The 13,308-nt window shown below is 60.7% G+C and carries 16 protein-coding genes; 8 read left to right on the forward strand and 8 right to left on the reverse strand.

Annotated features, from left to right (window positions below; all coding sequences use genetic code 11):
* Positions 1 to 73: 73 nt before the first annotated feature.
* Positions 74 to 919, forward strand: coding sequence for an AAA family ATPase (locus AACY08_RS20430; RefSeq protein ID WP_003210690.1), 846 nt, complete (start codon positions 74 to 76; stop codon positions 917 to 919).
* Positions 919 to 2,097, forward strand: coding sequence for a vWA domain-containing protein (locus AACY08_RS20435; RefSeq protein ID WP_339471175.1), 1,179 nt, complete (start codon positions 919 to 921; stop codon positions 2,095 to 2,097). The genes AACY08_RS20430 and AACY08_RS20435 overlap by 1 nt, the downstream gene beginning before the upstream one ends.
* Positions 2,098 to 2,126: 29 nt before the next feature.
* On the opposite strand, the gene AACY08_RS20440 is transcribed toward AACY08_RS20435, so the two are convergent.
* Genes AACY08_RS20440 through AACY08_RS20450 form a run of 3 tightly spaced genes read right to left on the reverse strand, consistent with a single transcriptional unit; the run spans position 2,127 to position 4,473 of the window.
* A complete protein-coding gene (locus AACY08_RS20440; protein ID WP_339438703.1) occupies positions 2,127 to 3,035 on the reverse strand; it encodes a 5-oxoprolinase subunit C family protein in 909 nt (302 codons plus the stop codon).
* Complete coding sequence (locus AACY08_RS20445; RefSeq protein ID WP_339471177.1) at positions 3,032 to 3,736, reverse strand: 5-oxoprolinase subunit B family protein; 705 nt, start codon at positions 3,734 to 3,736, stop codon at positions 3,032 to 3,034. Before AACY08_RS20445 ends, AACY08_RS20440 begins: the two co-directional genes overlap by 4 nt.
* Positions 3,733 to 4,473 carry a 5-oxoprolinase subunit PxpA gene (locus tag AACY08_RS20450; RefSeq protein ID WP_339471179.1) on the reverse strand — a complete coding sequence of 247 codons (741 nt, stop codon included), beginning with the start codon at positions 4,471 to 4,473 and terminating at the stop codon, positions 3,733 to 3,735. Before AACY08_RS20450 ends, AACY08_RS20445 begins: the two co-directional genes overlap by 4 nt.
* Before the next feature lie 175 nt (positions 4,474 to 4,648).
* Here AACY08_RS20450 and AACY08_RS20455 point away from each other — a divergent pair, with 175 nt between their 5' ends.
* Positions 4,649 to 5,569: a LysR family transcriptional regulator gene (locus tag AACY08_RS20455; protein WP_339471180.1), complete on the forward strand. Its 921-nt coding sequence runs from the start codon at positions 4,649 to 4,651 to the stop codon at positions 5,567 to 5,569.
* Positions 5,570 to 5,734: 165 nt separating this feature from the next.
* On the opposite strand, the gene AACY08_RS20460 is transcribed toward AACY08_RS20455, so the two are convergent.
* Genes AACY08_RS20460 through AACY08_RS20470 form a run of 3 tightly spaced genes read right to left on the reverse strand, consistent with a single transcriptional unit; the run spans position 5,735 to position 7,623 of the window.
* Positions 5,735 to 6,277 carry a DUF2937 family protein gene (locus AACY08_RS20460; RefSeq protein WP_049709451.1) on the reverse strand — a complete coding sequence of 181 codons (543 nt, stop codon included), beginning with the start codon at positions 6,275 to 6,277 and terminating at the stop codon, positions 5,735 to 5,737.
* A gap of 11 nt (positions 6,278 to 6,288) precedes the next feature.
* On the reverse strand, positions 6,289 to 7,065 hold the full coding sequence (locus tag AACY08_RS20465) for a class II glutamine amidotransferase (protein WP_339471181.1): 777 nt from the start codon (positions 7,063 to 7,065) through the stop codon (positions 6,289 to 6,291).
* Between the two features lie 21 nt (positions 7,066 to 7,086).
* Positions 7,087 to 7,623, reverse strand: coding sequence for an MFS transporter (locus AACY08_RS20470; RefSeq protein WP_339414891.1), 537 nt, complete (start codon positions 7,621 to 7,623; stop codon positions 7,087 to 7,089).
* A gap of 24 nt (positions 7,624 to 7,647) precedes the next feature.
* Here AACY08_RS20470 and AACY08_RS20475 point away from each other — a divergent pair, with 24 nt between their 5' ends.
* Together AACY08_RS20475 and AACY08_RS20480 are read left to right on the forward strand one after the other, a co-directional pair.
* A complete protein-coding gene (locus AACY08_RS20475) occupies positions 7,648 to 9,690 on the forward strand; it encodes a S9 family peptidase (RefSeq protein ID WP_339471182.1) in 2,043 nt (680 codons plus the stop codon).
* Positions 9,691 to 9,760: 70 nt separating this feature from the next.
* Positions 9,761 to 10,234, forward strand: coding sequence for a cyclic nucleotide-binding domain-containing protein (locus AACY08_RS20480; RefSeq protein WP_339414893.1), 474 nt, complete (start codon positions 9,761 to 9,763; stop codon positions 10,232 to 10,234).
* On the opposite strand, the gene AACY08_RS20485 is transcribed toward AACY08_RS20480, so the two are convergent.
* The gene (locus AACY08_RS20485; RefSeq protein ID WP_339471183.1) at positions 10,231 to 10,509 is read right to left on the reverse strand and encodes a hypothetical protein; all 279 of its coding nucleotides are present in this window, start codon (positions 10,507 to 10,509) and stop codon (positions 10,231 to 10,233) included. The two genes, AACY08_RS20480 and AACY08_RS20485, sit on opposite strands and share 4 nt — an antisense overlap.
* 78 nt (positions 10,510 to 10,587) lie before the next feature.
* Here AACY08_RS20485 and AACY08_RS20490 point away from each other — a divergent pair, with 78 nt between their 5' ends.
* The gene (locus AACY08_RS20490) at positions 10,588 to 11,274 is read left to right on the forward strand and encodes a hypothetical protein (RefSeq protein WP_339471184.1); all 687 of its coding nucleotides are present in this window, start codon (positions 10,588 to 10,590) and stop codon (positions 11,272 to 11,274) included.
* Between the two features lie 37 nt (positions 11,275 to 11,311).
* Here the strand turns inward: AACY08_RS20490 and AACY08_RS20495 are convergent, their stop codons facing one another.
* Positions 11,312 to 12,232: a ParB/Srx family N-terminal domain-containing protein gene (locus AACY08_RS20495; RefSeq protein WP_339471185.1), complete on the reverse strand. Its 921-nt coding sequence runs from the start codon at positions 12,230 to 12,232 to the stop codon at positions 11,312 to 11,314.
* A gap of 98 nt (positions 12,233 to 12,330) precedes the next feature.
* On the opposite strand from AACY08_RS20495, the gene AACY08_RS20500 reads away from it, so the two are divergent.
* Entirely contained in the window at positions 12,331 to 12,705 is a 375-nt protein-coding gene (locus tag AACY08_RS20500; protein WP_057723014.1) for a YajD family HNH nuclease, read from the forward strand.
* Between the two features lie 99 nt (positions 12,706 to 12,804).
* The gene (locus AACY08_RS20505) at positions 12,805 to 13,272 is read left to right on the forward strand and encodes an RNA methyltransferase (RefSeq protein WP_339471186.1); all 468 of its coding nucleotides are present in this window, start codon (positions 12,805 to 12,807) and stop codon (positions 13,270 to 13,272) included.
* Positions 13,273 to 13,308: the final 36 nt, after the last annotated feature.

A 13,308-nucleotide genomic window follows, 5' to 3' on the forward strand; every position in this document is an offset into this window, starting at 1 on the left:
TAGTCCGTCTGCGTTCACAGTCGCCAGGGCTGCGCGGTATAGTCCGGCCATTGATGAATTCGAGGAAATACCGATGAAGTTCGAAGGCACCCAGGCCTACGTTGCCACCGACGACCTGAAACTGGCCGTCAACGCCGCCATCACCCTGGAGCGACCGCTGCTGGTCAAGGGCGAGCCTGGCACGGGCAAGACCATGCTTGCCGAGCAACTGGCCGAATCCTTCGGCGCCAAGCTGATCACCTGGCACATCAAGTCCACCACCAAGGCCCATCAGGGCCTCTACGAGTACGACGCGGTCAGCCGCCTGCGCGACTCGCAACTGGGCGTGGATAAGGTGCACGACGTGCGCAACTACTTGAAGAAGGGCAAGCTCTGGGAAGCCTTCGAGTCCGAAGAGCGGGTAATCCTGCTGATCGATGAAATCGACAAGGCCGACATCGAGTTCCCCAACGACCTGCTGCAAGAACTCGACAAAATGGAGTTCTACGTCTACGAAATCGATGAGACCATCAAGGCGAAGAAGCGCCCGATCATCATCATTACCTCCAACAACGAAAAAGAGCTGCCGGACGCGTTCCTGCGCCGCTGCTTCTTCCATTACATCGCCTTCCCCGACCGCACCACCCTGCAAAAGATCGTCGATGTGCACTATCCCGACATCAAGAAAGACCTGGTCAGCGAAGCGCTGGACGTGTTCTTCGACGTGCGCAAAGTACCCGGGCTGAAGAAAAAACCGTCCACCTCCGAACTCGTCGACTGGCTCAAGCTGCTGATGGCCGACAACATCGGCGAAGCCGTGCTGCGCGAGCGCGACCCGACCAAGGCCATCCCGCCGCTGGCCGGTGCGCTGGTGAAGAACGAGCAAGACGTGCAGTTGTTGGAGCGTCTGGCGTTCATGAGCCGTCGCGGTAATCGCTGATGCTGCTCAACCTGTTCAACGAGATGCGCGCCGCCAAGGTGCCGGTGTCGGTGCGCGAGCTGCTCGACCTGATCAACGCGCTGAAACAGCGCGTGACCTTCGCCGACATGGACGAGTTTTACTACTTGGCCCGGGCAATCCTGGTGAAGGACGAACGGCATTTCGACAAGTTTGACCGCGCCTTCGGCGCGTATTTCAACGGCCTGGAAAAACTCGACGACCACCTGCAGGCACTGATCCCCGAAGACTGGTTGCGCAAGGAATTCGAACGCTCGCTGAGCGATGAGGAACGCGCGCAGATCCAGTCCCTCGGCGGCCTCGACAAATTGATCGAGGAATTCAAGAAACGCCTGGAAGAACAGAAGGAACGCCACGCCGGCGGCAACAAATGGATTGGCACCGGCGGCACCAGCCCGTTCGGTTCCGGCGGCTACAACCCCGAGGGTATTCGTGTCGGCGATGCCGGCAAGCGCCAGGGCAAGGCGGTGAAAGTCTGGGACCAGCGCGAGTACAAGAACCTCGACGACCAGGTCGAGCTGGGCACGCGCAACATCAAAATCGCCCTGCGCCGCCTGCGCAAATTCGCGCGCCAGGGTGCGGCGGAAGAGCTGGACATTGACGGCACCATCGACCACACCGCCCGCGATGCCGGGCTGCTGAATATCCAAATGCGCCCGGAGCGACGCAACACCATCAAGCTGTTGCTGCTGTTCGACATCGGCGGCTCGATGGATGCCCACGTGAAAATCTGCGAAGAGCTGTTCTCCGCGTGCAAGACCGAGTTCAAACACCTGGAGTACTTCTACTTCCACAACTTTGTGTACGAATCGGTGTGGAAGAACAACCTGCGCCGCACGTCCGAACGCACGTCAACCCAGGACCTGCTGCACAAGTATGGCGCCGATTACAAAGTGATCTTTATCGGCGACGCGTCGATGGCGCCGTATGAGATTACCCAGGCGGGTGGCAGCGTCGAGCACTGGAATGAAGAGCCGGGGTATGTGTGGATGCAGCGCTTCATGGCCAAGTACAAAAAGCTGATCTGGATTAACCCGTATCCGAAGGATACTTGGGGGTATACGGCGTCGACGGAGATTGTGCGGGAGTTGGTGGAGGATCAGATGTATCCGTTGACCCTGCGGGGGTTGGAAGAAGGGATGCGGTTTCTCTCCAAATAAACGGCGCGCCCACATTTTGAACAGCGCCGTTAGTTAAATCGGCGCAAATACTCAATGTGCTGCTGGTAGGCTGTCGGTTGTACGACCGGCGCCAACTTCACCTTCTCTCCCGGCAAGCACTGCGCCAATCGCGCCAGCGACAGCGGCGTCAACGCCCCCAGACGCGGATACCCCCCAATCGTCTGCCGATCATTAAGCAACACAATCGGCTGCCCATCCGGCGGCACCTGGATCGCCCCCAGCGCAATCCCCTCGGAAATCAACGACGGTCCCTGGTACTGCAACGGCGTGCCCAGCAAGCGCATGCCCATGCGGTCGGCGCGGCTGTCGAGGGCCCATTCGGTGTTGAACGCATCGAACAGGCTTTGGCCGCTGAACTGACCGATCTGCGCGCCGACAATCACGTCCAGCGGCTTACCGGATGGCACCTCCTGGGCATTCAGCACCTTCATTGCACCGCCTGTACCGGAATAGACCAGGCGCCCGCCTTCGGCCAGCGCCTTGCCAAAACCGTCTACCCCGCCCAATTCCTCCCGCACAACGGTGGCGCAACTGCCCAGCACATCCGGCGCATCGAACCCGCCCGGCGCCGCCAGGTACGCGCGCGCCCCACTGAAAGGCTGGGTGAAGCGCAAACGCTGGCCCTTTTGCAGGATAAAACTGCGGCCGGGGCTGATAGCGCGCTCGTCGACATACGCACCCAGGTCTGCACCGGCCAGAGCCAGCAGGCAATAATCGTCGGCTTGCACGGTAAAGCCGCCGAGGGTGATTTCCACCACTGGCGCGTCCAGTGCGTTACCCAGTAGCCAGTTGGCCCAGGACATCGACACCCAATCCAGCGCGCCGCCCTGGGTCACGCCCAAGTGGCGCACGCCAAAGCGACCGGCGTCCTGCAGCAGGCACAGCGGCGTGCTGGCCTCGATGATCAAGCGGCTCATGCCTGTGCCTCCAACGGGGTGTCATCGCCACCTAATTTGATGAACTGGGCGTGATCGACCGGTTCGAAACGTACGGTGTCGCCCGGTTGCATCAGGCTGTAGCCGTCGCGATCACGGTCGAACAGCTTGGCCGGGGTGCGGCCGATCAGGTTCCAGCCACCCGGGGATACCACCGGGTAGGCGGCGGTTTGCCGTTCGGCGATGCCCACGCTGCCGGCCGCCACGCGCTTGCGCGGGGTGTTGAGGCGTGGCGTGGCGAGGATTTCATCCACCAGCCCCATAAAGGCAAAGCCAGGCGCGAAGCCAAGGGCGAACACCTGATATTCGTGGGCGCTGTGGCGGCGGATCACGTCGTCGATGGCCAGCCCGCTGCGTTGGCTGAGCAAGGTCAATTCCGGGCCGACGCTCAGGTCGTACCACACCGGCAGCACGTGGCGCTGGCCGCCGCCCTGGGCTTGCGGCTGCAGGTCGGTGAGGGCGTGAGTGATCAGCTCCCGTGCCTGGGCTGGGCTCAAGACGGTGAGGTCGTAATGCACCATCAAGGTGGTGTACGACGGCACCAGGTCCACCAATGCCGCGCCAAACCCTCTGCGCAGGCGCTGGCTAGCGGCGAGCATCCAGGGCATGTTGGCTTCGGCGATTGCATCAAACAGACGTACCATCAGGCAGTCGATGGCCACCACTTCAATCCGTGGCTTCATGCTGGTTTCAAGGCCTCGCGGATGCGCTGTACAGCTGCGACGGAACTGGCGTTGTCGCCATGCACGCACAGGGTATTGGCCTGTAAGGCCAGCGGGCTGCCGTCGCTCGCGGTTAGCGCCTCGCCACGGGAAATGGTCAGGGCTTGCTGCACGATGGTCTCAGAGTCGTGGTGCACCGCGCCGGGCAACTGGCGGGACACCAGATGGCCATTGTTGTCGTAGGCCCGGTCGGCGAAGGCTTCGAACCACAGGGTCACCCCATATTCGTTACCCAACGCCTGGGCCACGCTGTTGTCGCGAGTGGCCAGCAGCATCAGCGGCAGCTCGCCATAAGCGGCGACGGCCTGGATCACGGCGCGCAACTGCATAGGGTTGGCCATCATGTCGTTGTACATCGCGCCGTGGGGTTTAACGTAGCTGACCCGCCCACCTTGCGCCCGGCACATACCTTCAAGGGCGCCGATCTGATAGTGCAACAGGTCCTGGATTTCCTGCGCAGTGTAAGCCATGGAGCGGCGGCCGAAGCCCTGCAGGTCCTGGTAGGCCGGGTGCGCGCCGATTTGCACGCCGTGCTTGAGCGCCAGGCTGACGGTTTTGCGCATGATGCTCGGGTCACCGGCATGGAAGCCGCACGCCACGTTGGCGCAATCAATGAACGGCATGATCTCGGCGTCCAGACCCATGGTCCAGTTGCCGAAGCTTTCGCCAATATCGCAATTCAGTAGCAAACGGCTCACGGTAGGTGCTCCTGTAGGCTTTGTTTTTTTGTAGTGTGGGTTTTTTTACGCAGAACTCGCAACTTGTCCTGACACCCCAACGGCGCTTATCGTGGAATAGCTCGATTTTTGGCGCTGGCCCGGTGCGGCGTCCAACTAATAAAAACCGATCCATGCATAAGAAAAAGTTGATCCCATGAATTTGAAGTTTCTCGAAACCTTCGTCTGGGTGGCCAAACTCAAGAGTTTCCGCCTGACCGCCGAGAAGTTGTTCACCACCCAGGCCTCGATCTCAAGCCGCATCGCCGTGCTGGAAAACGAGCTGGGGGTGAAGTTGTTTCTGCGTGACTCACGCGGCGTGAGCCTGACCCCGGAAGGCTTGAAGGTGCTCGATTATGCCGAGCAGATGCTGGTGACCCTGCAGGGTTTGAAGCAGTCCCTGGAGACCACCAGCAGCAAGGTCGGGCGCATCCGCATCGGCGCCATGGACACGGTGATCCACACGTGGCTCAGCCCGCTGGTGGCGGAACTGATGGACCATTTCCCATTGGTAGAAATCGAGTTGGTCGCCGATACCGCGCTGAACCTCAGCGATCAACTGCAAAAAGGCTTCCTCGACCTGATCCTGCAAACCGACCTGCTGCGCCTCGAAAGCGTACGCAGCCTGGAGCTGGCCAGCCACCCCATGGCGTGGATCGTCGCCAGCCAATCAATCTACAATCGGGAGTACGCTTCCCTCGCCGAACTGGCCCAGGAGCGCATCATCACCTACTCGAAAAATTCCCACCCGCACCAGGACGTCATCAGCCTGATGCAGGCCAACGGCGTGGCCGCGCCACGGATGAACTGCGTGAACTCGGTGTCGGCGATTACCCGCTTGCTGCGCGATGGCTTTGGGATTGGTGCGTTGCCGCCGGTGCTGGTCAGAGAAGAGCTGGCGCGCGGGGAATTGGTGATGCTGCCGATGGCGCAGCGCTTGCCGAACTTGCAGGTGGTGGTGTCGTGGCGTGTGGGGGTGGAGTTGGTGGAGGAGATTGTGGGGTTGTGTCAGAAAGTCGTTGCCCGCTATGCCGGGGAAGTCGGTGAAGACAGAATGTTACTGACGAAACCCGATTAAACTGTGGGAGCTGGCTTGCCTGGGATAGCCATCGGTATCTACACATTCTAAATGTGATATCGCGTAGCAGAGGCTCGCTATGCCTAGGCTGCGATAGCGGTGTATCAGTCACTGATAAATAGCTATCGCAGGCAAGCCGGCTCCCACATTTGACCGCATCGGTCTTTAGAGGCCTTTGAGGTCACGCTCTTCTATCGGCCGGCTCTGGCGCAGGCGCTTGCCGCCCAACACCACCCAGTCGATCAGGCGGAACAGGCATTCGATGCCAAACGACAACAGCATCGCCCCGCCCAACCCCCAGCCCATGGCTTCGGGGGTCAGCAGGATCTGGTAGCTGTAGCCATTCCAGGTTTCCTGGCGAATATCCGGGTCCGCCGCCACCGCCACTTGCAGGGCGCGGATGTACCAAGGCCCTTGCATCGCCTGGAACTGCTTGTCCAGCGCCACTTGGCGGTCAAGCATGGCGCCCAGGCTGTTGGCGTCGCTCTGGAACACGGGATCATCACTGGCGCGGTAATGCGCCACCAACGCCTGCAAGTCACCGTTGAAGAACTGCCGTGCGGTGGTTTCGAACCCGCTCAAGCCGGTCTGGGCCTCGATCAGGTGAGCCTCGACGCGCTTGGCGTAGTCGTTGATAAACCCGGGCACTTGCACGCCGACCAACAGGCCGATGGCAAACAGCACCAACCGCAGATAACTGAGCAACATGGTCGATATCCTTACTCGGTGATGCCTTGGCTGACGCATTCACCGCGTCGCCACAGGCTCCATTGGCCCGGTTCGTAACGGGTCCAGTTTTCGTTGTCGGTCAAAGGCTCGGTGGCGATCACGGTGACGAGATCATTGGGTGTGGTTTCGGCCTGAAAATCGACGATCACGTCGACATCTTTCAAGCGCGCCGGCCCAAAAGGTGCGCGGCGGGTAATCTGCGCCAATTTGGTCGAGCAGTAGCAGAAAAGCCAGTCGCCATCGCTGAGCAGGCAGTTGAACACGCCTATGCTGCGGTATTCGGAACAGGCGGCAATCAGGTCCGGCAAGACGTTTTCAATCTCCACCGGCTCAGGAAAGGCTTCGCGCACGCGATTGAGCAAATCGCAGAACGCCGCTTCGCTGTCGGTATCGCCCACCGGGCGGTAGAACGTGGCGCGGGGATTGAAGTCTGCCAGTTGGCCGTTATGTGCGAAGCACCAGTTGCGCCCCCACAGTTCGCGCACAAACGGGTGGGTATTGGCCAAGCTGACCTTGCCGACGTTGGCCTGGCGAATATGGCCAATCACCACTTCACTTTTGATCGGATAACGCTGTACCAGCAACGCGACTTCCGACTCACTGCTCGCAGCCGGGTCCTGGAACAAGCGCAGGCCACGCCCTTCATAAAACGCAATGCCCCAACCGTCGCGGTGCGGGCCGGTGCGCCCACCGCGCTGCATCAGCCCGGTAAAGCTGAACACGATGTCGGTGGGGACGTTGGCACTCATGCCCAATAATTCACACATGCCAGGGCTCTCGCTACAACGTTAAAGGCGTGGTTCGACCCGCATACCGCTCACAGGCTCAGGACGGCGGAAAGGTACGTCATCGTCATCGCTTTCAGGTTCAGCGGCCAATGCCGCATCGGCGGCGGCCTTGCGCTCACGGCGAGCGTTGGCGGCGCGCTCGATGGGCCAGCGGATCAACACGATCACGAGGTACACGCCAAAGGCAATCATGGTGTACATGAACAAATCGGAAATGGCCCGCCAGGCGTTGTTGCCGACCTTGAGCAACAGGTCCAGGGCGGTTATCGCCACGGCCGGCGCGAACTGGGTCTTGACCGGATCGACGATGGTCGGGCTGAGCAGCAGCACCGCCATCAGCAATTGCAACGGCTCGCGCAGCCAGCGCCAGATCCAGCGGGTCATGCGCCACCACACCAATAGGCAGCCCAAGGCAGCGAAGGCGTAAAGGCCCCAAGCAGTCAGATAGTCGTTCTCGGTCATGGTGTCCATGGCAAGGTTGGCAAACAGGCGGCTATGATAACGGCTTTTGCGTGTCGCGGCTGCAATGCCTGCCACCGTCTGCCAGATAGAGAATAATCCATGCCTATGTCGACACCCCCGATTGCCCGCAAGGCCCAAGGCCCAGATCCGTACGCCTGGCTGCAAACGCGTGACAGCGCTGAGGTACTCGATTACCTCAAGGCCGAAAACGCCTGGCAGGAAGCCCAGCTCGCCGACCAGCAGGCCCTGCGCGAAAGCCTGTTCGAGGAGATCAAGGGGCGCATTCTCGAGACTGACCTGTCGCTGCCCTCCCCCTGGGGACCGTATCTTTACTACACCCGCACCACCGCCGGTGACGAATACGCCCGCCACTACCGCTGCCGCCGCCCGGATGACGACAGCAATCAGGTGGATGACAGCAGCGAAGAATTGCTGCTCGACCCGAACGTGCTCGCCAATGGCGGCTTCTTCTCCCTCGGCGCGTTCAGCATCAGCCCCGACCACCAGCGCCTGGCCTACAGCCTGGATACCAGCGGTGAAGAGGTCTACACCCTGTACGTGAAGGAATTGGCCAACGGCAAGGTCAGTGAACTGGAGTTCCAGGACTGCGACGGCAGCATGACTTGGGCCAATGACAGCCTGACCCTGTTCTTCGGCGAATTGGACGACACCCACCGTCCGCACAAACTCTACCGCTATCGCTTGGATGGGACGGCGGCGCAGGAAGTGTTCCATGAGCCGGACGGGCGTTTCTTCCTGCATTGCTACCGTTCCAGCTCCGAGCGCCAGTTGCTGCTGGCCCTGGGCAGCAAGACCACCAGCGAAATCTGGGCGCTGGACGCCGACCAGCCGCAACTGGACTTTACCTGCCTGGCGCCACGGGTCGAAGACCATGAATACGATGTCGACCACGGTCAGTTGAATGGCGCGTGGACCTGGTTTATCCGCAGCAACCGTGATGGCATCAACTACGCATTGTTCGTGGCGACCGACATTGGCGACGTGCCGACCGAGGCAGAGTGGCAAAACCTGATCCCCCACAGCGATGACGTCATGCTCGACGGCGTGAGCCTGAATGCCAGCGCCATGACCCTGAGCCTACGCATTGGTGGGCTGCCCGTGATCGAAGTTCACCCGCAAGGCGTGCCGGCTTATCGGGTGGAATTGCCCGACGCCGCCTACAGCCTCTACGTTCAAAACAGCCTGGAATTTGTCAGCGACAAGATTCGCCTGCGCTATGAGGCGCTTAACCGCCCGGCCCAGGTTCGCCAGCTGGAACTGGCCAACGGCGCACAGCAGGTGCTCAAGGAAACCCCGGTGCTTGGCGTGTTCAATGCCGACGATTACGTCAGCCAGCGCCTGTGGGCCACCTCGGCGGACGGCACACAGGTGCCGATCAGCCTGGTGGTCAAGCGCGACCAGTTGGGCAAGCCTGTGCCGCTGTACCTGTACGGCTACGGCGCCTACGGTTCGAGCCTCGACCCTTGGTTTTCCCACGCACGCCTGAGCCTGCTCGACCGTGGCGTGGCCTTCGCCATTGCGCATGTGCGCGGCGGCGGTGAATTGGGCGAGGCCTGGTACCGCAATGGCAAGCAGGAGCACAAGCAGAACACTTTCAGCGACTTTATCGCCTGCGCCGAGCACTTGATCGCCAAGGGCCTGACCACCTCCAAACAACTGGCAATCAGCGGCGGCAGTGCCGGCGGCCTGTTGATCGGCGCCGTACTTAACCAGCGTCCGGAGCTGTTCCAGGCGGCGATTGCCGAAGTGCCTTTCGTCGACGTGCTTAACACCATGCTCGACCCGGAGTTGCCGCTGACCATCACCGAGTACGACGAGTGGGGCAACCCGCAAGAGCCCGAGGTGTATGCGCGCATCCAGGCCTATGCGCCGTATGAAAACGTCAGCGCCCAGGCCTACCCGGCCATGCTGGTGATCGCCGGCTACAACGACAGCCGCGTGCAATATTGGGAAGCGGCCAAGTGGGTGGCCAAGCTGCGCGCTACCAAGACCGACGACAACCTGCTGCTGCTCAAGACCGAATTGGGCGCCGGCCACGGTGGCATGAGTGGTCGTTACCAGGGATTACGTGACGTAGCACTCGAATATGGCTTTGTGTTCAAGGTATTGGGGCTGGTTTAAGGAACTTAGTGCGGCGGTTCTGTCTGAACACAGGACCGCCCTACATGATTGATGGATCAAGATTGCAGCCATGACACTACCCACGCTTCTCAACGACGAAATCCGCGACATGCTCATGGACTGCGGCCTGTTCGACCCGCTGTTTCCGGAAGATTTTCACGTCGCCGCCGGCTACTTCAACATCAGCAGCATTGCCCGTGACGAAGCGATTTTTCTCGAGGGCGATGCCGGTACTTTCATGTGCATCATCCACAGCGGCCAGGTGGCGGTGCAAAAAACCAATAGCGACGGCCAACGCCTGACCATCGCCACCCTGCGCAGTGGCCGGGCCTTTGGTGAAATGGCGGTGCTTGACGGCGAGCGGCGCTCCGCCAGTTGCGTGGCCGCCAGTGACTGCGTGCTGCTCAACCTGGGCAAGGACGCCTTGGAAAAGATGCTCAACGAAACCCCCAGGGTTGCCGCCAAGATCATCCGTGCGATTGCCATCGCCCTGTCCAAGCGCCTGCGCATGGCCGATGGGCAGCTGCTATCGCAACAGTTTTAACCGCCGGGCGTCTTCGGTTTGCTGTCGTTCTGCTGCAGGCCGGGTACCGTCTGGTCCTTCGGCGGCGTCGGCAGCACGATGGGCACAAGGGGCGGCGAGCCGTTAGTCTTGGGCATGGCCGGTGGGGTGACTTGCGGGTACAGCGTCGGCGTCGGCGTGCCCGGTGCACCTGGCGTAGGGGCCGGCGCAATCGGTACGGTTTGCAACTCCTGAGCCTGCGCTGTACCGGATGCGAGCGCGCTCAACACAATGACCGTTAGAATGCTGCACTTCATCGATGGCTCCATGGCCTGACCGGAATGTCACAAGGCTACTCCCAACCGCGCAAGAATGCCCTTCCCAATGAGATTTCCATGAAACGTTTCGTTCTGCTCGACACCACCCCGATCCCCGACAACGGCGGTGCCTTGTGCCTGTTCGAATACGGTGAAGATTTTGTCATCAAGATCCAGGGCGGTGACGGCGGCCAGTTGATGAACACGCGTATGCACGGTTCCGAAGATGCCTTGGCGCAAATCCCCTGCTGCAAAGTCGCCGGTCGCCCGGATTCGCGGGTATTGATCGGCGGGTTGGGCATGGGGTTTACCCTGGCTTCAGCCCTAAAGCACCTGGGCAAAACCGCCGAAGTGGTTGTTGCGGAGTTGGTGCCGGGCGTCGTGGAATGGAACCGTGGGCCGCTGGGAGAAAAATCCGGCCGCCCGCTACTGGATCCGCGCACGGTGATCCGTATGGAAGATGTAGCCAAGGTGCTGCAAGCCGAGCCCCAGGGCTTTGACGCGATCATGCTGGACGTCGACAACGGCCCCGAAGGCCTCACGCAAAAAGCCAACAGCTGGCTGTACTCCGCCGCAGGCCTGGCCGCCTGCGCCAAGGCCCTGCGCCCCAAAGGCGTGCTGGCCGTATGGTCGGCCAGCGCCGACAAGCTGTTCAGCGACAAACTGCGCAAGGCCGGTTTCAAAGCCGAGGAAGTGCAGGTGTTTGCCCATGGCAACAAGGGCACCCGGCACACCATCTGGATTGCGGAGAAGCTCAAGGGTTGATCACACCGCAAGCCCGCTCCCACATTTTTAATCGGAATTAGTTTCGAGAATTGCGGTAATCGATCACGTACGGCACTTTTTTGTCGAAGGTCTTTTCCAGCTCATCCCGGTCGAGCTTGGTCATGCCACCCAACTGATGAGAGGTAAAACCGCTATCCCCGACCTGCGACCCCGGCGCCAGGCTGACCATGCGCTTGGCTACAGCCTCAATCGCATCTTTGTAGCCGCCTTTCTTGTTCAGGTTGAACGCGGCCAGGTCAATCTGCGTACGCAACCAGTTGCCCCAGTAAAACTCCAGGAACTCCGGCGCGATCTCCCCAGCCTCCGGCTTGCCATAGGCCGCCTTACGGGTGAAATACACCAGGCTGCGGAAGGTGTCGTCCTGCAGGTTTTTGAAGCCCAGGTGCGCGGGCAACTGCTCGGGCGGCAGCGTCTGCCCCCTGTTGTCCTTGAGCCAGACTTTGCGCGCTGCCTCCATCCGCCGCCAGAAGCTCGCTAAAGTCGGGCTGTTGCTAAAGTCGTCGGTAACCTTGACCCACATCTTCAACCGAGGGCCACCGCCGGGCACTTCCCATAAAGTGGTGAAACTGTGGTGACCGTCGGTCAGGTACAGCTGGCCAGCGGGGCCGAGCACCACGGTTTTCATGTCATCGGGATGGGTGCCCACCGGGTCCTTGCAGGTGAAACTGGAGGGTTTGTGCAGGTCTGCGTTCTTGGGCACCTTGTCAGCTTCGCCCTGGCCGTTGGTTTCGCAGTACTCATCGAAGACCTTGGCGGGTTTGTCGGCAAACAGCCCGAGGCTGTAGTAGATCTGGTCGAAGCCCACCACGCCCTGGGTCGGGTGCAAGTGTTCGAGTGCAACCTCGATCACTTGGCCGGGTTTTGGCGTGGAGAACGCTTGGGCCTGGGCAACCACCCCACACAGCAACAACGCAGCAGTCCATGATTGCAGACGCATGATATTGAGCTCCTTATCGACAAAGTGAAGCGGTCATTTACAACGCAAGCGGCTAGAATCAACCTTATCCGTGAACCACCCAATAGCCAGGAGCCATGATGAGCTCGACCAATCCGCCCTCCCACACCGCCAAGCTGGATCGTATCCTCGCCGATGCCCAGCGCGACCGGGAAATGGGCTATCGCGACAAAGCCTTGAAAATGTACCCCCACGTGTGCGGCCGCTGCGCCCGTGAGTTCGCCGGCAAACGCCTGAGTGAGCTGACCGTACACCACCGCAACCACAATCATGATGACAATCCCCAGGACGGTTCCAACTGGGAGTTGCTGTGCCTGTACTGCCACGACAACGAACACTCGCGCTACACCGACCAGCAGTACTTCGGCGAAGGCTCCACCAGCAGCCCGACAATTGCCAAGGCGACGCATAATCCGTTTGCGGCGTTGGCTGGCCTTATGAAGAAAGACGGCTGAAAGCATCAAGCTGCAAGCTGCAAGAAAAAGCCGCTCCGCTTTTAACTTGCAGCTTGTAGCTTGCCGCTATAATGCTGCCTTTTTAAGGCACCCTTCCCCGTGGGCAATAAACGCTACAGCTGCATCGGTCTGTATAACCCCAAATCCCCCGAAAACGTCGGCTCGGTCATGCGTGCCGCCGGCTGCTACGGCGTGGCCTCGGTGTTCTACACCGGCGTGCGCTACGCGCGCGCCCGGGATTTCATCACCGACACCAAGAAAGTCCACCACGACATTCCGCTGATCGGCATCGATGACCTGAAAAAGATCCTGCCCCTGGGCTGCATCCCTGTCGCTGTGGAGCTGGTGGAAGGTGCTCGCGCGCTGCCTGAATACACCCACCCCGACCGCGCGCTGTACATCTTCGGGCCGGAAGACGGCTCCCTAGACAAAGATATCCGCGACTGGTGCGAAGACGTGGTCTACATCCCGACCACCGGCTGCATGAACCTCGCCGCCACCGTCAACGTGGTGCTCTACGATCGACTGGCCAAGGGCAACAACACCCGTTCGGGCCCCAAGTATTGATTTTTCCGGAACATCCGGCAGGTGCCAGCAGTCAGC

This window comes from Pseudomonas sp. EL_65y_Pfl1_R83 (assembly GCF_963970695.1).
GTDB classification, from domain to species: Bacteria; Pseudomonadota; Gammaproteobacteria; order Pseudomonadales; family Pseudomonadaceae; genus Aquipseudomonas; species Aquipseudomonas tritici.